16 protein-coding genes are annotated in these 24,669 nt (G+C 43.2%); 12 read left to right on the top strand and 4 right to left on the bottom strand.

Annotation, left to right across the window (positions count from 1 at the left end):
• Window positions 1-304 precede the first annotated feature (304 nt).
• The 3 genes from GUY17_RS13750 to fucP form a co-directional block, all read right to left on the bottom strand.
• A complete protein-coding gene (locus GUY17_RS13750; RefSeq protein WP_101086671.1) occupies window positions 305-1,396 on the bottom strand; it encodes a family 16 glycosylhydrolase in 1,092 nt (363 codons plus the stop codon).
• 136 nt (window positions 1,397-1,532) lie between these two features.
• Window positions 1,533-4,175 carry an exo 1,3/1,4-beta-D-glucan glucohydrolase gene (locus tag GUY17_RS13755; RefSeq protein WP_162023475.1) on the bottom strand — a complete coding sequence of 881 codons (2,643 nt, stop codon included), beginning with the start codon at window positions 4,173-4,175 and terminating at the stop codon, window positions 1,533-1,535.
• A 9-nt stretch (window positions 4,176-4,184) separates the two neighbouring features.
• Complete coding sequence (gene fucP / locus GUY17_RS13760; RefSeq protein ID WP_101086669.1) at window positions 4,185-5,492, bottom strand: L-fucose:H+ symporter permease; 1,308 nt, start codon at window positions 5,490-5,492, stop codon at window positions 4,185-4,187.
• Window positions 5,493-5,874: 382 nt separating this feature from the next.
• On the opposite strand from fucP, the gene GUY17_RS13765 reads away from it, so the two are divergent.
• The 10 genes from GUY17_RS13765 to GUY17_RS13810 all read left to right on the top strand — a co-directional run bounded on the left by GUY17_RS13765 (window position 5,875) and on the right by GUY17_RS13810 (window position 22,240).
• Window positions 5,875-7,206, top strand: a complete 1,332-nt coding sequence (locus GUY17_RS13765; RefSeq protein ID WP_101086668.1) for a GH1 family beta-glucosidase — start codon at window positions 5,875-5,877, stop codon at window positions 7,204-7,206.
• 91 nt (window positions 7,207-7,297) lie between these two features.
• Window positions 7,298-8,626 carry a glycoside-pentoside-hexuronide (GPH):cation symporter gene (locus tag GUY17_RS13770; protein ID WP_162023476.1) on the top strand — a complete coding sequence of 443 codons (1,329 nt, stop codon included), beginning with the start codon at window positions 7,298-7,300 and terminating at the stop codon, window positions 8,624-8,626.
• 55 nt (window positions 8,627-8,681) lie between these two features.
• Window positions 8,682-9,695 (top strand): LacI family DNA-binding transcriptional regulator, encoded by a 1,014-nt coding sequence (locus GUY17_RS13775; protein WP_162023477.1) that lies wholly within the window; start codon window positions 8,682-8,684, stop codon window positions 9,693-9,695.
• An 874-nt stretch (window positions 9,696-10,569) separates the two neighbouring features.
• Window positions 10,570-13,506 (top strand): TonB-dependent receptor, encoded by a 2,937-nt coding sequence (locus GUY17_RS13780; RefSeq protein ID WP_162023478.1) that lies wholly within the window; start codon window positions 10,570-10,572, stop codon window positions 13,504-13,506.
• A gap of 315 nt (window positions 13,507-13,821) precedes the next feature.
• A complete protein-coding gene (locus GUY17_RS13785; RefSeq protein ID WP_162023479.1) occupies window positions 13,822-15,399 on the top strand; it encodes a tryptophan halogenase family protein in 1,578 nt (525 codons plus the stop codon).
• 110 nt (window positions 15,400-15,509) lie between these two features.
• Window positions 15,510-16,232, top strand: coding sequence for a SapC family protein (locus GUY17_RS13790; RefSeq protein ID WP_162023480.1), 723 nt, complete (start codon window positions 15,510-15,512; stop codon window positions 16,230-16,232).
• 5 nt (window positions 16,233-16,237) lie between these two features.
• The gene (locus tag GUY17_RS13795; RefSeq protein ID WP_162023481.1) at window positions 16,238-17,260 is read left to right on the top strand and encodes a cupin-like domain-containing protein; all 1,023 of its coding nucleotides are present in this window, start codon (window positions 16,238-16,240) and stop codon (window positions 17,258-17,260) included.
• 42 nt (window positions 17,261-17,302) lie between these two features.
• A complete protein-coding gene (locus GUY17_RS13800) occupies window positions 17,303-18,790 on the top strand; it encodes a tryptophan halogenase family protein (RefSeq protein WP_101086661.1) in 1,488 nt (495 codons plus the stop codon).
• Between the two features lie 9 nt (window positions 18,791-18,799).
• Window positions 18,800-19,561 carry a DUF6445 family protein gene (locus GUY17_RS13805; RefSeq protein ID WP_162023482.1) on the top strand — a complete coding sequence of 254 codons (762 nt, stop codon included), beginning with the start codon at window positions 18,800-18,802 and terminating at the stop codon, window positions 19,559-19,561.
• Between the two features lie 15 nt (window positions 19,562-19,576).
• Window positions 19,577-22,240 carry a glycoside hydrolase family 3 C-terminal domain-containing protein gene (locus tag GUY17_RS13810; protein ID WP_162023483.1) on the top strand — a complete coding sequence of 888 codons (2,664 nt, stop codon included), beginning with the start codon at window positions 19,577-19,579 and terminating at the stop codon, window positions 22,238-22,240.
• A gap of 75 nt (window positions 22,241-22,315) precedes the next feature.
• Here GUY17_RS13810 and GUY17_RS13815 read toward each other — a convergent pair whose 3' ends face one another.
• Window positions 22,316-22,786: a DTW domain-containing protein gene (locus GUY17_RS13815; protein ID WP_162023484.1), complete on the bottom strand. Its 471-nt coding sequence runs from the start codon at window positions 22,784-22,786 to the stop codon at window positions 22,316-22,318.
• 242 nt (window positions 22,787-23,028) lie between these two features.
• Between GUY17_RS13815 and GUY17_RS13820 the strand changes: the two genes are divergently transcribed.
• Together GUY17_RS13820 and GUY17_RS13825 are read left to right on the top strand one after the other, a co-directional pair.
• On the top strand, window positions 23,029-23,643 hold the full coding sequence (locus GUY17_RS13820) for a LysE family translocator (RefSeq protein ID WP_162023485.1): 615 nt from the start codon (window positions 23,029-23,031) through the stop codon (window positions 23,641-23,643).
• Window positions 23,644-23,652: 9 nt separating this feature from the next.
• Window positions 23,653-24,657: an NADH:flavin oxidoreductase gene (locus GUY17_RS13825; RefSeq protein WP_162023486.1), complete on the top strand. Its 1,005-nt coding sequence runs from the start codon at window positions 23,653-23,655 to the stop codon at window positions 24,655-24,657.
• Window positions 24,658-24,669: the final 12 nt, after the last annotated feature.

Below are 24,669 nucleotides of genomic sequence, written 5' to 3' on the forward strand. Positions count from 1 at the left end.
GTGCATTTGCTCCATTATGCCATTGTTGACATCATAAATTTATATAATCATTTGATCGCACTTAAACCAAAACACTCTGATCATGCCATTACATGCTTACAACATACTGACAACACCTCTAAACTTGCTCGATACTAAGCTAAACCACTCACCACTCAAAGCAAACAGTGCATCTTTGCATTCGTATTCAGTTAAAAATCAACATCATAAAATGACACTATTTAGCTGGGATATCACAGTAAAAAACCATCGTCACTCACAGTGCTAGCTGATGATTATTGACTACATAAAACAAAATCCACTGTTAAAGCGCTGAGTCTAGTGACATAATTTCTGGTGCTATTTTGCCTAAGGTAACGTCAACACTGCCATCAATTGTTTCGCATCCGGCACCTGTTTTAGGTGATTTAGCACATTCATATACACGCACGTAATCCACTAACATCGACTGCGGAAAAATCGACTCATCGATACCGGTTTTATTCACATTCGCGGCCCATGCGCCACCCACAGCAAGATTAAGTAACATGTGAAATGGCTGATTAAACGGTGCATCATCAGGTGCGTTGACCACATCACCATTATCATCGACATACTGGCTAAACCAACCCGATGCTCGTTGAGTGGCAAAATGAACATCATCGACATACCAACGGATTTCACCTTGTTGCCATTCAACAGCATAAACATGGAAGTCGTCTGCAGGATTGAGGTCATGAGGTAAACGATATTCTGTGCCCGTATAAACATTGTTGGGCCATTGTTTACCGTAATGTAATGTGCCATGTACTGCAGACTCTGGCGCCTTATCGTCGGTAACAACCTTAAGGTTTACGGCCTCCATAATGTCTATTTCACCTGATCCAGCCCAAGGACCGTATACCCAATCTGTCGGTAACATCCATATCGCCGGCCAAGTCCCCTGACCTTGCGGTAATTTGGCGCGAATTTCAAAACGGCCGTATTTCCAATCACCTTTGTTTTTCGATACTAAACGAGCAGAGGTGTAATCTAATGTTTTCGATGTATCGTTTACGTCATAGCTTGGATCAGAATCATTTACTGCAGGCCCAGAAAAAGTTTCTCTTAATGCCGTAATCGCTAACAAACCATCACTAACTGCAGTATTTTCAGGCCGTGCGGTATAACACTGAGCCTCATCATTGCCACCACCATAACAATCAACGGCAAAGCTCCACCTAGCAGTGTCTATTTGGTTACCCTCAAACTCATCTTGCCAAACCAGTTGCCAACCTGATCCTGCGGTATTGGGTATCACTGTATCTGTTGCTTGTTCTGTTACATCATCAGCATTACAGCCAGACAGAAATATGACCGACAAAGTTAACGCAGTTAAGCAGGATACAAATGAATGATGCTTATTGAGCTTGTTCATTTTTGGCCTTATCCATTTATCGTTCTCTGTTTGCCGCACGCAGTAGTAAAACAACAAGCGTCGCCAACCATTACTATTTAAAATTGAGTTTAACTAGCCCTATCTAATGACTCAGATAGGGCTAATTCGCTTTTAATTAGTTACATTGTATGGTGTTTTCTGCTGAAGCAGCTTGAATGACCACATCACTGAAACGAATTTCAACTGCCGCGTCGGTGGCAAGGTAAAATGGCATCACAATTTTAGCAAAATCCATTGGCTCATCAGCAAAACATGCCAATGAAAAGCTTAAACGTTGCCATTCACCTAATTGAGTATTCACCTGCTTGGCAATATCGATTTGCTTACGACAATCACCTTCACATGCCAACCCTAGCCATAACGGCTTTTGCAGTGCTTGTGTTGCATTAATACTCACTGATAACGTGGCATCACTATTACTGTAAGCCCTTAAATCACGAGGGAAATTACTAATTAACCCTACAGTGCCCAGCTCATTACCATTAAAAGATACCAAGCGCGCATCTTCTTGAACCACACGATCCATAGTACGAATGGTTAATGCGCTATTTTGCGCTACGCTACTGGTTAACCCTTGGCGCTCAGAAGCATTAGCGATGAACATTGACCAAGGCGATTTCACTGCGCGCTCAAATAAAGGTAAATCTTCTAGTGTTTGAGTTGCAGCTAAATTGTCTTCCGACAAATTGTCTAACACAACCGCATCACTGGCAGTAGATTGGTAAGTTAAGCCATAGCTATAAGGTATAAGCGGCTGATAATCAGCTTGTGCTTGTTTAGTGTTGTATTGGGCTAATGGCACATTAATCTGAGTTTGCTGAGGTGTCGCAGGCCATGAGAATGACAATTTACCGACAAAATCATGAGCAACTTTGCCATCAGCCTGAGTAAATAACACATCTGCAACGCCTTGCCCTTCAGAACCCGGTAACCAGGCTGCGACAAATGCATCAGAGTTGTTGAACTCAGCATTAACCCACATAGGACGGCCACTAATAAACACAGATACCACTGGAATACCTTGCGCTGTTAACTTCTGCAATAAAGCAAGATCACGCTTGTCTCCACGTTGATATTCTAAGTTATCAATGTCGCCGTTACCTTCTGCATACGGCTCTTCACCAAACACCACAATCGCAACATCTGGCTTTTGCTGTGGTTCAAATTCACCCGCAACACTTAATGTTGTTGTACCACCAGCTTGAGTGACCAATTTATCAATACCAGCGTAAATTGACGTAGCACCAGGAAAGTCACTATTTTGGTTATCAGTACCCTGCCACGTAATGGTCCAGCCACCCGATTGTTTACCGATATTATCCGCAGCATCACCTGCAACCAACACCTTTGCATTAGGCGCTAAAGGCAATAAACCTTGATTGTTTTTAAGCAGTACTAAAGATTCACGTACCGCTTGACGTGCCACATCACGGTGACTTGCTTGGCCAATTAATTCAGTTTTACCCGATAACGGCCGATTGGCAGGGCTAGGTTTGTCAAACAAACCGGCACGGAACTTAACCCGTAAAATACGTTTAACCGCATCATCAATACGCGCTTGGCTTATTTCGCCATTATTCACCTGTGCAATGGTGTTTTCATATAACGGTTTCCAAGCGGCAGTTGGCACCATAAAGATATCTAAACCGGCATTGACGGCTTGCGCACACGACTCATTAGTACAATTTTCGATTTGTCCGTGACCGTTCCAATCACCTACCACAAAACCATCGAAATTTAATTTATCTTTGAGTACATCTGTTAATAGATATTTATTGCCATGATTTTTAACCCCATGCCAGCTATTAAATGATGCCATAACACTTTGTGCCCCAGCATTGAGTCCCCCCACATAGCCTTGTGCATGTATGTCATATAAGTCTTGTTCGCTGGCAATATTATCGCCTTGATCGATGCCATTTTCAGTGCCGCCATCGCCTAAAAAGTGCTTAACCGTTGAAATCACATGTTGATCAGATAAAAAGTCACCATTAACAGAACCTTGCAGGCCCTCAACGATGGCATAAGAATAGGCTTTGACGATTTGTGGATCTTCAGAATAACCTTCGTAAGTCCGGCCCCAGCGATCGTCTCTCACTACGGCGACTGTTGGAGCAAATACCCAATCGATACCGGTCACCATCACTTCTTTTGCCGTGATAGCGGCAATCTTTTCAATTAACTTAGGGTTATTAGCCGCCCCTAAACCAATGTTATGCGGGAATAAAGTCGCGCCGATAACATTGTTATGACCGTGTACGGCATCGGTGCCCCACATGGTTGGAATATTAATCCCATCAACACTGTCATCGACCGATGCTTGATACAAAGATTCCGCCAGTGCAATCCAATCTGCAGGCGTAGCATGTTTGTCATTGTTAGGGTATGCACCACCACCATTGAGATACGAGCCAAAACCATATTTACGCATATCTTCAACGGTAATATCGCGAATTTCAGGTTGGATCATTTGCGCGACTTTTTGCTCTATAGTCATTTTAGCCACTAACGCATCAATTTTGGCTTCTAAAGCATCATCTTTGGCGATAGCAGGCTTAAGATCCGGCCAAATGGCTAATGACGACTTAGCTGCTGTATCACCAACCATGGCAGGGGTAACTGCTGTTTTTTTATCTTGTTGAGTGGCGTTATTGTTCTCGCCGCACCCACTTAAGCCGAGCAATACGCCTAAGGCTATCAAGCTTGTTTTTGTCGGTGTGCTGACTTTATGCATGCACTGTAATTGAGTTAATCTCATGGTCTTCCCTTATACCTTATCTGCGAATACTGGACGTTTTGCAGCACATCCAATCAAACCGTAATAACCAATAAATACGTAACATAACAGAGGTAGAATAAAGGCTAATTGAATGCCTAAACTGTCAGCTAACATGCCTTGTAATAATGGTAAAACAGCACCTCCAACAATGGCCAAGCATAAAATACCCGAACCTTGACTGGTGTGCTGTTTTAAATCTTGTAGCGCTAAACTGAAAATGGTTGGGAACATGATTGAATTACACAAGCCGACTAGCAACAATGCCCACATGGCAACGGTACCGGCACTCAACATGGCTGCTGCCACTAAAACACACGCACATAGCGCATTAAACGCGAGTACTTTGCCTGCGTTAATTTTTTGCATGACTGCAGCACCAATGAAGCGCCCAACCATCGCGCCACCAAAGTAGTAAGCAATGTAATGCGCAGCCTCCGATTCAGACACGCCGCCAATATCATCTTGAGTTAAAAAACTAATTAAAAAGCTGCCAATCCCTACTTCAGCGCCCACATAAACAAAAATACCCACGGCACCCAGCACCAAATGCGGGTATTGCCATGCGCTACCTTTTACAGCGGCATTAGACTGAGTGTCTCGTTTGCCCAGTAAAGGCAGTTTTAACAACATAAAAATGAATGCTAATACAAACAACGCACCCGCTAAAATAAGGTAAGGCGTTTGTACTGCAGAGGCTTGTTGCTGAATCGATAGCTGGCCAATCACTTCGCCAACCTCAGTGACTTTGCTGTCATGTTCAACGGTCGATAAAATTAACCAACTACCAAAAAATGGCGCCACCGTGGTGCCTAATGAATTAAATGCTTGGGTTAAGGTTAAACGAGACGATGCGGTTTCGGCTGGGCCTAATACGCTCACATATGGATTTGCTGATACTTGCAAGATGGTAATGCCCGAAGCCAGTACAAAAAAAGCAAATAAAAACATATTGTAAGAGCCATAACTGGCCGATGGATAGAACAGTAAACACCCTACACATGCAATAACCAATCCGGTAATAATACCTTTTTGATAACCAATTTTACCGACTAGGGCTCCTGCCGGAATAGACACAATAAAATAGGCTCCGAAAAAGCAGAACTGTACCAGCATTGCTTGGGTGTAATTAAGGTCGAACATGTTTTTTAAATAAGGGATTAAAATATCATTTAAACAGGTTAAAAAGCCCCACATAAAAAATAACGAGGTTAACGCTATCAAAGCAAAACGAAAGTTGCCTTGCTGGTGAGTCGAATCGGCATTTGCCAACTCAGGTTGAAGCGGTGAAGTCGCCATGACATTCCCTTATTGTTGTTAATAGTTATCTTGAGTTGCAGTACATAACGCCATTGAATGGATACCAATAATCTCACGCCAAGAGTTAATTCCCCGTAAACCCTAGACATTTGACTGGTGATCATTTCCACACTTGAGCAAGCAGATAAGCATTCAATAATTAACCAAATCAATTATTGACCTTTGGATAATTAATCACTAATCTCAATGTAAGCGCTTTCATTTTTAACATATCGATAACTGATGTCAACGATTTTTAAACGCGAGAGCTTATTTTTTACTGCGTATCTATCACGGCGCAAGGCCTTTTATCAGGGTATTTCAACGTAATAAGTTAGTCATAAAAATAGACACAATTAAATAATACTAAGTGAATTTAAATATGAAAATTATGTTACCAGCCGATTCTAAAATGCATTCAAAAGCGTTCACCTTTGGTGTGGCGACTGCTTCTTTTCAAATTGAAGGCGCAGTGGATTCTCGTCTTCCTTGTATATGGGATACCTTTTGTGCGACTCCAGGCAAAATTCGTGATGGTTCTGACGGTTCGCAAGCATGCGAGCATGTAAAGTTATGGCGTGAAGATGTCGATCTAATTGAATCGCTAGGCGTTGACGCCTACCGTTTATCGATTTCATGGCCACGCGTAATGCACAAAGATGGCAGCCTCAATCCGCAAGGTGTGACGTTTTATACCGACTTACTCGATGAATTAAATCGTCGTGGTATTAAAACCTTTGTGACCTTATACCATTGGGATTTACCACAACATATTGAAGACAATGGTGGTTGGTTAAATCGCGAAACGGCCTATTTATTTGCAGACTACGCCGACAAAATCACTCAGGCATTCGGTGACAGAGTCTATTCATATGCAACCTTTAACGAACCATTTTGCAGTTCTTACTTAGGTTACGAAATTGGCGTTCATGCGCCTGGATTAGCAACCAAAGCGTTCGGTCGTCAATCTGCACACCATTTATTATTGGCTCATGGTTTAGCCATGAAAGTATTGCAAAAAAACAGTCCTAATAGCCAAAATGGTATCGTACTTAACTTCACGCCTTGCTATAGCGCGACAGACTCTGCAGCAGATGTTAACGCCGCAAGTAAAGCCGATCAGTACTTTAATCAATGGTACATCAAACCACTGTTTGACCGTTGCTACCCTGACATTATTAATGACTTCGCCGCTGAAGATATGCCCGTTATTGAACAAGGCGACTTTGATATTATTGCTCAACCTATCGACTTCTTAGGCATTAACTTTTACACCCGTGCGGTCTATAAAGCAGACCCAGTAAATGGCTTTAGCCAAATCGATATGGTCGACAAACCTAAAACAGATATTGGCTGGGAAATATACCCACAATCCTTCACCGACTTATTAACCTCTTTGCATGCACTTTATCCTTTACCGCCGATCTACATTACTGAAAACGGTGCGGCAATGGATGATAAATTGCAAGACGGTAAAGTGGATGATCAAGACAGACTCGAATACTATAACGCTCACTTAAATGCAGTAAATAATGCCATTGAACAAGGCGTTAATGTTGTAGGATATTTTGCGTGGAGTTTAATGGATAATTTTGAATGGGCTGAAGGCTATTTAAAACGTTTTGGGATTGTTTATGTTGATTATACAACTCAACAACGCACCCTGAAAGCCAGCGCCTATGCGTATCGAGAATTTATAAACTTAAGAAAATAATATGTTAACCAGATAAAGCCGTTGTATAAAACGGCTTTGTTCTATTCAAACAGTTGCATCATTTTAACAAATAACAACAATTGAGGCATGTATGATAAGCACCAGAGAAAAAATAGCTTACGGGCTCGGGGACACTGCCAGTAATATTGTTTTCCAAACTGTTATGCTGTTTTTAACCTTTTTCTATACCGACATTTTCGGTATTTCGCCAGCATTTGTCGGCACCATGTTTCTAGCTGTACGCTTAATTGATGCGGTCACAGACCCATTGATGGGCGCGTTGGCAGATAGAACCAATACCCGTTGGGGTAAGTTTAGACCCTACCTATTATGGTTTGCCCTACCCTTTGGTTTTATCAGTGTTTTAGCCTTTACTACTCCTGATTTAACTGAAGACGGCAAAATGATTTATGCCTTCGTTACTTATACCGCACTCATGATGGTCTACACCGCCATTAATATCCCATATTGTGCATTAGGCGGCGTGTTAACAGCCGACCCAAAAGAGCGAGTGTCAGTACAATCTTACCGTTTTGTATTTGCAATGCTCGGTGGTTTATTGGTGTCAGGTTTAACCTTACCCCTAGTCGAATTTTTAGGTGAAGGCGATCAAGCCAAAGGTTACCAACTGACTATTGCCGCCATGAGCGTTTTGGGTGTTGCGATGTTTCTTGCCTGTTTTTGGGGTACTAAAGAGCGTTTACACCCGCCAGCGGATCAACAGTCTAGCTTTAAGAAAGACTTTACCGATATGCTCAAAAATGACCAATGGCGTGTGTTAGCTATTGCGGCAGTGTGTTTATTATCAGGCATGGTGTTACGCACTAGCTTAGCGATTTACTACGTTAAATATTTCCTTAACATGCCAGACTCCATCACCCTATTTATCACTCTGGGTATGGTTGGTAATATATTTGGCTGTATTTTAGCTGAGCCTTTGGCTAAACGCTTTTGTAAGGTCAAAGCTTATATCACTTTGCAACTGCTTGCGGCAGCGATGTGTGTAGTGAGCTACTTTGTACCTAGCGATCAAGTCGTACTCGCCTTTGGAATGTTTATTATCTGGGGCTTTACGTTCAACATGGCCACCCCATTACTTTGGGCAAAAATGGCTGATGTTGTCGATTATGGCCAATATAAAAATGGCGTACGCATTACCGGGATGATTTATTCCTCAGTGATTTTCTTTATCAAACTGGGTGTTGCCATTGGTGGTGCTTCTGCGGGGTGGTTATTAGCAGGTTATGGTTATCAGCCTGATACCATGCAAACGGAGCATACTCAGCAAGGTATATTATTATCATTCACTATTTACCCTGCGATTGGATCTTTAGTCGTGGCTTTTGTAATGCGCTGGTACACTTTAGATAATCAAAAAGTGGACCAAATTCACTTAGAATTAAATAGAGAAGCAAAATAAAAGCATGTTAATCTTGGAGCCATGTGCTCCAAGACGGCTTTTTAATACTCATTATATGGCAACTATTTACGATGTATCAGTGATGGCTGGTGTGTCTCTGGCGACTGTGTCCCGAGTCATGAACAACAACACCAAAGTAAGCGATAAAACCAAACAAAAAGTACTCGATGCAATGAAAGCGTTAGGTTACCGACCTAATACCATTGCACAGTCACTCGCCTCGAACTGTTCAAACAGTGTCGGGGTTTTGGTGTCTCAGCTTGACGGTCCTTTTTACGGTCCCATGATGACCGAAATTGAAACAGCCCTTAGAACAGCTAACAAGCACGTGATTATTGCTGCTGGTCATAGTGACGAGAAACAAGAAAAAGAAGGGGTTGAGTTTTTAATGAGTCGCGGCTGTGATGCATTAATTTTGGATATTGAGGCTGTATCAGACGATTACCTAATCGAGCTCAGTAAAGGTTCAACGCCGGTGGTATTTATTAACCGCTATATAGACGCTATCAAAGAACGCTGTGTTTATCTTGAAAATGAACAAGGTGGCTTCATGGCTACCGAGCACATTTTATCACTTGGCCATAAAGATATCGCATACATTTCAGGGCCATTGTTTAAGCTCGATGTGAGAGATCGCCTAAAAGGACATAAACGAGCATTGCAACAATACAATATCGATTTTGATGACACCCTTTGCGTTGAAAGTGACTTTAAAGAAGCTGGCGGTTGTGAAGCGATGGAACGTTTATTGTCGATGAACAAACCGATCACAGCTGTAGTGTGTGCTAATGATCAGATGGCCTCAGGCGCTATTGCTGTGTGTTTGGAGCATGGATTGCGTGTTCCGGAAGATATTTCATTTATCGGTTACGATAATATCCCTTTCCCGCAATATATTTCACCTAAATTATCTACCGTCAGTAACCCCATTAACGAGATGGGTAAAATGGCCGCTCGCTGGGTACTTCGACAAGTTTACAACAATAAAGACGTGGTAATTGAACGCTCATTTCAGCCAGAATTATTTATTCGTGATTCAGCCAAAGCGGTTAACATAAAAAGTCAATAACCTGAATTTACAAGGCAGATAACATGAGCATATATCATTAATTGTTCATGTTATTTAGCAACGGTATTGGCTCATAATGCAGTCGCTATTAGTTAATACAGCAACTATTAACGAGTGTAATAACTATTAACATTTGATTTTTGATACGACCCACTAATAAAAAGCAAGCCTCTCACATATTCACCGCTAACATAACACTTAGTATTCAAGTGAAACTCCAATACCTGCTCACGACTGACATTATTACGATTACCTGAGCTAGGTGATTACTGGCATGTTCAAGTCACTTATCAGCTCCCCTTTTCACCAGACAATATAATAGTTCAACGTATCTAACATTCAATGTAACACCTTCACCACCATTGTTGCTTTAACAAGGTATCTATATTGAACGAGCCAGCGCAGATGATAGTAATAGGATGAAGTCAAAGGCGTGAGTGTTAACCCTATTGATTGACAACCATGCCACCCAAATACATGACTACATCTTAGCTTATGCCTCTGAGCACACCTTATTCGAGCCCAATAATAAGATAAGTCATAAATATAATTGGTAACAATCTAACCCACAAAAGAAAGCGCTTACATTTTAGTGCGGAAATAAACATTAAATTAAAAATGTTTAAAAACAATGGATAACAATATTTAGTATAAAAAAATCTACATCTGAGTTAATGAAATGTAATAATTCGAACTTGTTTTTGTTGACTGCGGTCACATTTTACACTAGTTTTATGTAAGCGCTTACATTAGATGTTTTATAACCCTACAATTATAAATAATGATTACTGCGTGGATAGAGAATTAAAAAAACGATTTGCGCCTAACCCGCAATATTGAGAGAAGTAAAATCTAGTCAATGGGGATTTCCTAGATGAAAACAACAAAATTTACAAAAACTAAGCTTGCGACCAGTTTATCGCTAGTGCTTGGTGTGAGCAGTATGTTACCAGCCTATGCTGCTGATGAAGCAAGTGAAGAAAATATCGAAGTAATATCGGTTACTGGTATTCGTGGCAGTTTAATTAAATCAATGGATGTGAAACGTTCATCAAGTGGAGTCGTTGACTCTATTTCAGCTGAAGACATTGGTAAGTTTCCTGACACCAACCTAGCGGAATCGTTACAGCGTATTACTGGTGTATCGATTGACCGTTCTAATGGTGAAGGCAGTAAAGTATCCGTGCGTGGTTTTGGTCCAGACTACAACTTGATCACCCTCAATGGTCGTCAAATGCCTGTGACTACAGGTTCGCGCTCATTTGATTTTGCTAACATCGCTTCTGAAAGTATCAGTGGTGTTGAAGTACACAAAACTAGCCAAGCTTCAGATTCAACCGGTGGTATTGGTTCTACTATTGATATTTTAACGCATAAGCCATTCAGCTCTCCGGGCTTAAAAGCCACATTTGGTGTAAAAGCAGTTGATGATCAATCAACCGATAATGGCTCAGTTACCCCTGAGTTATCAGGTTTATACTCAAACACGTTTGCTGATGATAAATTTGGTATTTCACTCTCGGCCAGTTATCAAGAGCGTGAAAGTGGCAACCAACAAGCACAGGTCGGCACCGGCTGGCGTAGCTTCCCAGGTTCTGCTGACAACAGTGATTGGGGCGGCGTTGCTAAAGACAGCACCCAAGTTAATCGTCCTGGTGATAGCGATATTTATTCAGTTCCGCAAACCACTGTTTATCGTTTTGAAGAACAACAACGTACCCGTACTAACGGCCAGTTAGTATTGCAGTACAGCCCTGTTGATAGCGTAGTCGCAAGCTTAGATTATACCTACATGCGTAACGACATCGACACTCAATCGAATGACGTATCAGCATGGTTTAACTTCGTTCCGTCTGAAAACGTATGGTCTGATGGCCCTATCGCCTCACCACTTATTTATTCTGAAACTTATGGTTCACCTGCTGATTTATCTATGGCGGCTGGTGATTATGGCGTACGTAACGAAAGTGGTTCTTTAGGTTTTAACCTTGAGTGGCAAGCAACAGATAACTTAAAGCTGACATTTGATGCGCACAACTCGGTTGCGGAAAACAAACCAAACAACCTTTATGGTTCAAACAACAACTTAAGTACTGCAGCGTTTGTGCGTACCAGCGCGGCAACTGACTTTAGCGGTGACTTACCAGTGCTTGCTGTTGGTGGTGGTAATGCAGTGACACCTGCAGACATGATGCTTACCGGTTCTGTTTTTGGTAACGCACGTAATAAGTCTGAAATTGATCAATACCAATTTGACGGTGAATACTTATTTGAAGATGCTGGCAGCATTGACTTTGGTGTTGCGTTAACGAACGTAAACAATCACTCACAAAGCGTCAACGTTCAGCGTAACGATTGGGGTGGAGTAGGCTCTGCAGGTGACTTTGAAGACGCATGGTTCCCAGCCGACACCATTCATGACAAATTTGATGCTAATGGCGGCGATTTCTCTCTATCAGACGGTAACTTCGATGTTTTAGATACCATTTTTATGTGGGATTTTGCGTCAGTACGTGACTTTGCAGCAGCAAACTATGCCTCTGCTGTTAGCGGTGATTGTGGTAATGGCTTCTGCCCTTCAACAAACTATGCAGCTGAAACAGACCGTTACACTGAAGAAGAATCACAAGCCGTTTATGTACAGTACAACTACGATAATGAAATTGCCGGCATGCCATATGACGTGCATTTTGGACTTCGTTATGAGCAAACTGATGTCACCTCGACCGCAGCCGTTGCTGGTTATGATGGCGCAAATTGGATTGCTGAAACTGAAATTGCATTAGTGGGTACTGGTGAGCAAGTTTTTGAAACCAAAACCGGTGATTACGACTATTTACTTCCAAGCTTTAACTTCAATATTGAAGTGGTAGAAGATGTCATGCTTCGTGCAGCATACAGCGAAACTATTGGTCGTCCTAGCTACACAGATATTCAAGGCGGTACGGTATTAGCGACCCTTGCCAATCGTAGTAATGGTGGTGGTTCTGCTGGTAACCCTACATTATTGCCGCTCGAGTCTGAAAATATCGACTTCTCGGCAGAGTGGTATTACGCGCCATCGAGCTACGTGTCGGTAGGATACTTCCGTAAAGACACTAAGAACTTTATCAGTTCTGAAACAGTTAAAACCACTAACGGCATTTATAACCCTGCATCTGGTGATTTATATAAAGCTGCTGTGGCCGCAACGGGGACAACTGAAGCTGGCGCAGTTCGTGATTATATTTTCGCAAATTATGCTGATAATGCTGCTGTAGATGCCACCAATCAAATTATTAGCGGCAGTGCAGCTAATAATGATGAATTGTTGAACTTTAATATTTCAACGCCATCAAATAGCTCTAATAACTCAGTCATTGATGGTTGGGAGTTTGCGGCTCAACACTTCTTCGGCGAAAGCGGATTTGGTGTAATAGCCAACTACACCTTGGTTGATAGTGATCAGGCTTACGACAACTTCTCATTTGATGCACAGTCAGCATTAATAGGTATCAGTGACACTGCTAATGCGGTATTGGTGTACGAGAATTATGGTTTCCAAGCTCGTATCGCATACAACTGGCGTGATGAGTTCTTAAACTCTACAGGTCAAGGTACTGGCGCTAACCCACAGTACACAGAAGCTTACTCGCAAATCGATTTGTCTGTTAGTTATGATGTCGAATCTGTTGAAGGCTTAACCGTATTTTTCGAAGGACTTAACATTACTGAAGAGTACATCCGTGTTCACGGTCGTGCAGAAGAGCAAGTGTTAAACCTAACCGAAACCGGCGCTCGTTATAGTTTAGGTGCTCGCTACACTTTCTAGCCTATAGCGTAATGCAATAGTCATTGAGTGATATTTTGGCTAATACCCCAGTGTTAGACGGAATTCACTCAAGTTCCCTTTCAGGTCGTTGAGGTGCCAGCCTTTGTCACCTCCTTTTATTGCAACATATTGAGTAACAAGGACGTTACTATTTTTTACGCCAAGTTGTTTGAAACCATACACGCAAAACATAAAAAAACTATTACTTGAATGTGCTGACATTTTATTGAATGCTAGTTAATGTGTTCTTTAAGCAATCAGATTTTTAGATTCATCAGAATAAAAATAATAATCACGCCAAAAGCGTAGGTAAAGATGATGCAAAAACCAATAACCGAAATAGTCATCGTTGGAGGCGGTACCGCTGGTTGGATAACTGCCGGTTTGTTGGCCGCTGAACATAATGTTGATAACGGTGTTTTAGCTCACTCTCCCAAACTCAATATTACTTTAATCGAATCACCGGATGTGGCCACTATTGGCGTAGGTGAAGGCACTTGGCCTTCAATGCGCTCAACCCTGAGCAAAATTGGTATCGATGAGAACGACTTTATTCGCCAATGTGATGCTAGCTTTAAACAGGGCTCTCGGTTTATCAATTGGTGTGCTGACCCACAAAGCAAGGTCACTGACAGCTATTTACATCCATTTAGTTTGCCCCACGGTCACCAAGAACTCGACTTATGCCAATATTGGCTGCCTCATGCCGAACAAGTCAGCTTTGCCGAAGCCGTTTGTAGCCAGCAAGTATTAACTCAGCTTGGTTTGGCCCCCAAAAGCATTGCCACTGCTCAGTATCATTTTCAAAATAACTACGGCTACCACCTTAATGCCGCTAAGTTTAGTCAGTTACTCACAGAGCATTGCACTCAAAAACTCGGCGTCACCCATATTCGCGACCATGTCAGTCAAATTATTAATAACGATCATGGCGACATCGACAAGCTGATCACTAAACAACATGGCGAAATCAGTGGCCAGTTATTTATCGACTGCACCGGCGCAAAATCTCTACTGTTAGGTGAACACTTGCAAGTGCCTTTTTTATGTCAAAAATCGGTGCTTTTTAATGATCGCGCACTAGCGATACAAGTCCCCTACACTGATGCAAATAGCCCTATTGCTTCTTGCACACACTCAACTGCACAGTCAAACGGTTGGATTTGGGATATAGGCCTACCAACGCGTAAAGGTGTCGGCTATGTATATTCATCAAGCCATACCAATGATGCTGATGCCCAGCAAACGCTGTTTAATTACCTCGGTGTTGATGGCGCTGCAGCTGACAAATTGGAACCGAGACAACTGACGATTAACCCTGGGTATCGTGCTAAATGCTGGCAAAATAACTGTATTGCTATCGGGATGGCAGCAGGCTTTATCGAACCATTAGAAGCGTCGGCTTTGGCATTAATAGAATGGACGGCATCTACCTTAGCCCAACAATTACCACCCAATCGTATGGTGATGGACACGATTGCTACGCGAGTTAACGAGCGCTATCAACTACACTGGCAACAAATTATCGACTTTTTAAAGCTGCATTATGTGATAAGCCGACGTGAAGCTGATGGTTATTGGCGTGACCATCGTGAGTCAAACTCAATCCCCGACAGCTTACAAGCCATGCTCGAATTATGGCGTTATCAAACACCGAGCCAACAAGATATTAGTTATAAAGAAGCCTTATTTCCGGCAGCCAGTTTTCAATATGTACTTTATGGCATGGGCTATAACACCCAATTGCCCAATCATGTGAAACCGTCAATGCAACAATTGGCACAGCGACTGTTTAATGACAATCAACAGCGCACCCAAGCGCTTGCTAAAAACCTGCCGAGTAATCGCGAGTTACTCGATAAAGTTGCGCAATATGGTTTCCCTAAGCTTTAAGACATGACATAAATAATCACGATAACAACGCAAATAAGATTACAGACAAAATTCACGTACAATAATCATAAAAATACGACGTATTTGAACGAACAAGATAGGACATCAAAATGAGCCAACATGTATTACTAAACAGCATTGAACATAAAGACGTAAAAGTGATGACTCATCGCTCTGCTGCACTAGGCGATAACCTTTGGTATAGCGTGACATTTCCGCAAGAGTTTCGCAGCGTGCAAGCCCACTACCCGATCTTTTTTCATAAAGATACTGCCACAGGCCAGTTTTACGCGGTGGCACTATTTGGTTTTCAGCAAAATGATAACGTGTTTTTAAGTGAACAAGGCTGGAGCGCATCATACGTGCCGCTTACTGTGCGTCGCCAACCTTTTTTAATCGGTCAACAAACCGTACTTGAAGACGGTGTAGAACGTCAGCAACGCATTATTCATGTGGACTTAGACCACCCTAGAGTCAGCGAGACCGAAGGTGAAGCTTTATTTTTACCTTACGGCGGTAACACGCCATTACTCGATGAAGTCGGCGAAATTCTTGAGGTCATACATCATGGTTTACAAGATGGTCAACGCTTTGTCGATGCCTTGATTGAACATCAATTGCTGGAATCATTCACTTTAGATATTGAGTTAGACAACGGTCAAAAAAATCAGATGATCGGTTTTTATACCATCAATGAAGAAACCTTAGCCGGTTTGTCTGCCGACGCATTAGCAAAGCTGCACCAGCAAGGTTACTTGCAAGCCATTTACATGACATTAGCCTCGCAAAGCAATGTACGAGACTTACTTAACCTCAAGAATGCGCAAGGTTAATAGTGATGACAACGGTCAAAACACTGCAGCAAGTCGAACGTATCAATGAATGTACATTAGAGAGCGTCATCGACTTAATCCGTGATGCCGACAAACCCATGGTATTTAAAGGGCTGTGTCGCCATTGGCCGTTGGTCCAGGCAGGATTAGAGTCGGCACAAAGTGCGATGACTTACCTGCGCCAGTTTTATCAAGGCATGCCAGTAACAGCGTATTATTTACCGCCAGAGCAACAAGGTAGAGTGTTTTACAATGAAAAACTTGATGGTTTTAATTATCAAGCCGGCCGATTGGACTTTAATCAGTTGCTAGACCGATTAAGCCAAGAAATGATTAAAGACATGCCTGCGGGAATGTACATGGGCTCGACCGATATCCACCAATGTTTACCCGGTTTAGGGGCACAAAACAGTTTAGATTTAGCGCCCATGCAACCGTTAACCAGCATCTGGCTGGGCAATCAAACCAAGGTGGCTGCTCATTATGACTTTCCGCTAAATCTGGCGTGTAACGTGGTTGGTAAGCGTACCTTTACCCTATTCCCACCCGAGCAAATTAGTAATTTGTATGTTGGCCCCATGGAACTGGCACCCGGTGGCCAAGACATCAGTCTCGTTGATATGGCGAATCCCGACTTTGAACGTTTCCCGCGTTTTCAGCAGGCATTAGACGCCAGCCTAACAGCAGAGCTAAGCCCTGGTGATGTGTTATTTATTCCCAGCATGTGGTGGCACCATGTTCGTGGCGTCGATGACTTTAACGTACTCATTACCCACTGGTGGCGCGATACTCCTGGCTTTTTAGGCCGCCCTAACAATGCCTTATTGCACAGTATATTAAGCTTACGCTCTCTGCCTAAAGCTCAGCGCCAAGCATGGAAATCGATATTCGAACACTACATTTTCGATCATGACGATGTTGATGACAGTCATATTCCCGACAATGTGAAAGGCATGCAAACTAAGCCATTAGACGAATTAACGGCCCGCAAAATACGTGCAGACTTAATCAATAAATTAAAACGATAATGCTGAACACAGCAAGATATCAAGCCAAACAGGATGCCCAAGATGAATAAATCAATCAAAAAAGTTGTCATTGCCGGTGGTGGAACCGCAGGTTGGATGGCCGCAGCCGCCTTTAGCAAACTGTTGGGCAAAAATCTTGAAATTGTATTAGTAGAATCTGACGAAATTGGTACTGTTGGTGTCGGTGAAGCCACTATTCCAACCTTGCATATTTTCCATCGTTTACTTGGGTTAAAAGAGCAAGACGTTATGGCAGCCACTAATGCCACCTTCAAACTCGGTATCCAGTTTGAAAACTGGCATGACGTCAACAAAGACTACCTGCATTCATTTGGCTTTTTAGGTAAAGACTGCTGGGCTTGTGGCTTTCAGCACTTTTGGCTTAAAGGCAAGCAACAAGGCCTAGTCAGTGACATTGGCGACTATTGCACCGAGCATTTAGCTGCTCGCCAAGGCCGATTTGCCGTATTACCCAATCAAGACTACAACCATGCTTACCATATGGATGCGAGCCTTTACGCTAAATTTTTACGTAAATTTGCCGAACACCATGGCATGACCCGCATCGAAGGTAAAATCGCCGACGTATTACAACACGACGACACGGGTAATATCCGCGCGTTAAAGCTTGAAAATGGTGAGTTAATTGAAGGCGATTTATTTATCGACTGCACCGGATTTAAAGCGTTGCTTATTGAGCAAACCTTAAACACTGGCTTTGAAGATTGGAGCCACTGGTTACCGTGCGACAGTGCGATAGCAGTACAAACTGAAGCGGTTCAAAAACCAATTCCATATACTCGCTCGATTGCCCGAGAGTCTGGTTGGCAATGGCGTATTCCGTTGCAAACCCGCACCGGCAATGGTTTAGTGTTTTGCAGTAAATACATTTCTGATGCTGATGCGACTGAATTATTGCTCAATAACATTGAAGGCGCGCCGATCAATCAACCTCGGGTGATTAAGTTTAAAACGGGTACTCGTCGTCAACATTGGAACAAAAACTGTATAGCAATAGGGTTAGCTGCCGGCTTTTTAGAGCCATTAGAGTCAACCAGCATTCATATGATCCAACGCAGCATAGTGCGCCTATTACAGCTGTTCCCGTCGCAAGGCATTATAGATACCGATATTGCTGAATTCAATCAACAAACTAAAGTTGAAATGGATAACATTCGCGACTTTATTATTTTGCATTACAAGGTCACTGATCGCGAAGACAGTCGCTTTTGGCGTTACTGTAAAAACATGCCAATTCCAGCTTCATTACAACATCGTATCGACATGTTCAGCCAATCAGGCAAAGTCTATAAATACGGCAATGAATTGTTTGGTGAAAGCTCGTGGATACAAGTGATGATGGGCCAAGGCTTAATGCCAAAAGAATATCATCCTATTGTCGACATGATGGACGAAGCGGAATTAACCAGCTTTTTAAACAGCATTAAAGCAACGGTAAAACGTAAAGTTGATACCTTGCCAGCGCACCATGATTTTGTGCAGCATTACTGTAAATCAGCCAGCATGTAAGGTTGTAACATGACAACCGACTCATCGAACAACCAAACGATATCAAGCAAGAATACTCTATCAAGCAAGAGTATTATCAAGGTGGGGCCATTTACGCCCCACATTGAGTTTATTGGCCTACAGCAAACGCCGGTGATTATCATTGATGACTTTGGAGCTGATCTTTCGCCGCTAATCGATATTGCGATAGATGATAGTCAATTTAATCAAGACCAAGGTTCATACTATCCAGGGCAGCGCGCATCGCTGCCCAAGCAATATGTAATCGACGTGATTAATGCGGTATACCAGTTAATATACGATACCTACAAGGTGTCACACTCGTTACGCTTAAAGCCCCAACAATGCGTGTTTTCGGTTATCGACAAGCCTGCAAAACGTTTATTGCCGCTGCAATGCATGCCACACTTTGACACCCCAGACCCGCACTATTTTGCGATTTTGCACTATCTCAATGATGGTGCTCATGGGGATACTGGATTTTTTCGCCATAACGCCACGCAATATGAACAGATAACACCACACAACATTGACCATTACTTTAATCAGGCACAACCGGTTGTCGATGCACAACAAGCACTGACGCCTGATTATGTGGTCGATAGTAATGATCACTACACCCTTTATCATCAGGTTCAATATCGGCCAAATCGTTTAGTCATATATCCCGGTAACCTACTCCACTCGACGTTAGTCAACCCAGCAACCGACATCGACAGCAGTCCTAAAACAGGACGACTGACCGCGAATATCTTTATCAATTTCAAATAACACAGGGACCTCGTTATGGCTAAGCCACAGCACGGCAACATCTCGTCAAATAATAAAAAGAAAGCGCTTACAGCATGTGTTTCATCACTTATATGCTTAGGTGTCAGCCATGCTGCACTGGCGGCACACCCAACGATTACCCCACAAACCTTACATGCATTAACGGTGTTACCAGATAATGAAAAACTGCGTATTGGCGAGCGTATCAGCCAAGTCGAAGATGACATTAACCGCTTATTGCCTCAGTTAACCTTAGAGGAAAAAGTGTCTTTAGTGCATGCTGCGGGCAAGTTTCACATACCTGCTATTGAGCGCTTAGGCATACATGAAATGTGGATGTCAGACGGCCCACACGGTGTGCGCTACGAGATCGATCGCAACTCATGGGCACCCGCAGGATGGACTAACGATTACTCAACCTATTTACCGCCGTTAACCGCAATCGCCGCCAGTTGGGATCTCAACATGGCCACGCTGCACGGCAATGTGCTTGGCGCCGAAGCACGTCATCGCAATAAAGATCTTATTTTGGGCCCTGGTGTAAACCTCGCGCGCCTACCGTTATACGGGCGTAACTTTGAATACATGGGTGAAGACCCATTTTTAGCGGCTAGCTTAGTAGTGCCCGAAATCAAAGCGATTCAAGCCAATGATGTCGGTGCCACCGTAAAGCATTATGCCCTTAATACCCAAGAGCTAAACCGCACTAAAGTGAATGCCAAACCTGATGATCGCACCTTGCGTGAAGTGTATTTACCAGCGTTTGAAGCGGCGGTAAAACAAGCCAATGTGCACGCCATTATGGGCGCCTATAACGAGTTTAGAGGCACTAACGCCAATCAGAGCGAGCACTTAGTCAATACTATCTTAAAAGGCGAATGGGGCTTTCAAGGGGTGCTACTTACCGACTGGAACGTCGACATCAACACTTATGATGCCGCCATGAACGGCCTTGATATTGAAATGGGCACAGATGTCGCTGATTTTGACGATTACTTTATGGCAAAACCGCTACTCGAGATGATTAACGCTGGCAAAGTACCAGTATCGGTACTTGATGATAAAGTCCGCCGTATTTTACGGGTGCAACTCAGCATCGGCATGATGGATAAACACCGTTTATCCGGCGAGCGTAACACTCAAGCTCACCGTGATGATGCTCGCACACTTGCCGCCAATGGCATTGTATTACTTAAAAACGATAACAAGGTATTACCGCTTCACGCTGACAAACTTAAACATGTCTTGGTACTTGGTCCCAATGCTGATAAACGCCATGGATTTGGTGGCGGCTCATCAGAAGTTAAAGCACTCTACGAAATCAGCCCATTAGCCGGTTTAACAGCCAAACTGGGTGACAAGGTCGACATTCAACTAATGCGTCCAGCCAGCAGCCAGTTTATGCCGATACCCAATGACTATCTCACCACTCGTCATTGGACAGGCACGCCATCGTGGCAAATTAATTATTACAATGACAACAAAATGACCCAGCTCGCCAGTGAATCATGGATAGCCGATCCGCAATTTAATGCCAAAGGCCAAAAACAGTTTGTCGATATTAAAGCCAACATCAAACCTATCGAAACTGGCAGCCACAGTTTTAACATAAAAGCTGACGGCCAAGTGGCATTGTACATTAACGATAAACAGCTGATCGCCAGCACCCAAGCAAACCAAGGACATGTTATCAGTAAAGCCATGACCTTAACTGCTGGTGAAACTTACGCGGTGAGCTTACGTTACCAAGGCGACAAGCAAGCAACCTTAGGCTGGGAAACACCCAACAGTTTGTACAATACCGAACAAGAGTATTTAGCCGCAGCTAAAAAAGCCGATGCGGTGATCTACTTTGGCGGCTTAAGTCATGCTGATGACCGCGAGTCTATCGACAGACCTGACATGGTATTGCCTGGCCAACAAGATGAGGTCATCGCCAAACTGCTCAAAGTGAATCCAAATACTGTGGTGTTTATGATTGGCGGTTCTGCGGTAGAAATGCCGTGGGCAGATAACGCTAAAGCGGTTGTGTGGGGCTGGTATGGCGGTATGGAAGCCGGTAATGCTTACGCGGATATGTTATTGGGCAATCAAAACCCTAGCGGTAAAATGCCAATTACCTTACCGAAAAAGCTCACCGACACTGCGCCAATAGCGTTAAACGATTACAACGCCACTGAATCACTTTATAGCGAAGGGGTATTTATTGGTTATCGCTGGTTTGAACAGCAAAATATTGCGCCGTTATTTGCCTTTGGCCATGGCTTGTCTTACAGCCAATTTGATTACAGCAACATCCGTCTTTCAAGCGCTGACATTGCAAATAATGACATGACAAATGATGACATTGCAGGCAATGACACTATCACCGTTACTGTCGATGTCACTAACACCAGTAAAGTCGATGGTGCCGAGGTAGTGCAATTGTATTTGCACGACGTTAAAGCCAGCGTACCGCGTCCCGCAAAAGAGCTAAAAGGCTTTGATAAGTTATGGTTAAAAGCAGGTGAAAGCAAAACAGCTAGCTTTACGCTAACCCAACGCGACTTATCGTTTTGGGACGTTAACACTAATAATTGGTTAGCCGAATCAGGCCAGTTTGAAGTGATGATTGGTGCATCGGTTGCCGACATTCGTTTGCGTAAACGCTTTGACTATCAACATAAAGCCAAACCTTAGCGGTTCAACTTAGTCTCTTATAACCCAACAACTGCCTGCGTCACATTATTCTGTTGGCGCAGGCAGCTCCAAACGTTAACGCTCAATAAATGTCATCAGTTGCTCGGTTAACCTTGTCGATAATGCGCTTTCACCCGCATGATTAAGCAGTAATGCCACACATTCTGCTGTGCATAAACCACCTTCAATTTGATTGCGCCTAAGTGGGTATATCGATTTAGGTGGATTCACTAAAGACACTTTAGGCAATTCCTTTAGATAAGGGCTCTGATTAAACATTTTGCGCGCTTCTTGCCAAGTGGCATCGATAATCACTAAATATTCAGGCGACGCTAATGACAAACCAGCCTCTTGCGTAGTGTTATCACTTGGAAACACTAAGCCTACTTTACCCGCTTCAATCGCAGCCAATAATTCAGCATCGGGCTGTTTGCGGTGCCACTCAACCACCCGCGCGCTATCGCCTAAAACGTGTTTGACTAATTGGCCGGTATTATTAGCACGATCCATTTCTCGTGAATGCGTTAGTAAAATAATTTTCAACATAATTTTAAAAATAACACCTATAAAATGAACCGCTTAACGCCGTAATGACATACCGCAATACCAAAGTAATAAAAACATAACGTCGATAAACACAATTCAATAACCTGAAACGACTGCTTACGATAGACCGATACATTAACGCTATGAAAATACGATATACTCTCGAAAAATCGATTTAGTGTCGCGACCTAATCGATTATAACCACCGTATTCTACCCATAAACCCAAGTTCAGGTTATTTAATGATACTACAGCAAGTTATTGCATTATTTTTCACTATGTTAATTTTGGCGATACTACCGGGACCGGCAGTGTTTGCCGTGGTATCAAGAGCATTTTCAAATGGGTTCAAGCATGGCGCTTTTATTACCCTTGGCGTACTGATGGGCGACTTTGTTTATATCCTATTAGCCTTGTTTGGTTTGGCCGCCATTGCCAATGCGATGGGGCCAGCGTTTGAACTAATAAAGTACGCCAGTGCGCTTTATTTATGCTGGTTAGGTTTCAGTATGTTGCGTGCAACGGCCAAAGGAGTCCAATTAGCAACCATACCTAAAGTGAGCCAATTTAAAAATTTAATCACGGGCCTGCTTATTGCCCTTGGCAACCCTAAAGCATTGATATTTTACGTCAGCTTTTTTCCTGCTTTTGTGCCTATGGTCCATGTTGACCTTACCGATGTGATGATTATACTCGCCACTGCAACCTTGGCTTTTGGTTCAGTTAACCTCACTTATGCATATTTGGCATCAAGTGCAAAACAGGTATTTACCTCCCCTAAAGCGGCAACGATAATGAATCGTACTGCAGGCAGTATTATGTTGATTGCTGGCATATTGATCGCCATAAATATATAGGATGTTGCAATGACCGCGTTACGCTTTACCCCACTGACACTCACAAACGGACTGACCTTTAAAAACCGTTTAGTGGTGCCGCCAATGGCGTCACAAACCGCAGACCTAAATGGCTTAGCAACTGAAACGACCATCAATCATTACCATCATTTAGCCCAGTCGGGTGCAGGGTTGGTGATGGTAGAATACAGCCATGTAAATTTGGCAGGACGAAGTGAGTCTAATCAGCTTGGGGCGCATGATGATGCTTGCTTACCCGGCTTAAGCCAAATTGCCGCGACGTTACATAATGCAGGGGTAAAAACAGGCTTACAAATTACCCATTGCGGCGGAAAAGACAGTGCAGGTATTAGCGCTGATATTATGGGGCCGTCAGGCATTACCGTGCCAGCATATGATCGTATATTACCAACCCCTAGAGCCATGACATTGGATGATATCAATCAATGGCAGCAGGATTTTGTTAGTGCTGCCATTCGTGCTGACAAAGCCGGATTTGATTTAGTCGAGCTGCACTGTGCCCACGGTTACGGTATTAATCAATGGTTATCTCCGCTGACGAATCAACGCCAAGACCAATACGGTGGCAGCCTTGAAAATCGCGCCAGAATATTGATCGAAATAGTCAGTAAAATAAAACAAGCGGCGCCAAGATTAGCAGTAATGACGCGCATTCCTGGGCAAGACGGTTACCCTGGTGGTTTGTCTCATGACGATATGGGCCACGTTAGCCAATGGCTAGTTGATGCTGGGGTTGAAATACTTAATGTTTCATCAGGCATTGGGGGCTGGAATCGCCCTAAAGACAAACGCGGCGAGGGCTTTTTAGTTGAAGATGCAGCGCCGCTGACAGGTACAACGAAAGCGGCAGTGATTGGTGTCGGCGGCATTGAAAGTATTGATTACATCGAAACCATTTTAGCCACTGAACAGGTTGATTTAGTGGCTGTGGGCCGGGCTATTTTGGCCGGACCAAGTGAGTTTGCAACCCGAGTGATGGCTCAACATAAATAATGCTGTAACGTC

Origin of the sequence: Shewanella sp. Arc9-LZ, from assembly GCF_010092445.1 — a bacterium.
Taxonomy (GTDB): Bacteria; Pseudomonadota; Gammaproteobacteria; order Enterobacterales; family Shewanellaceae; genus Shewanella.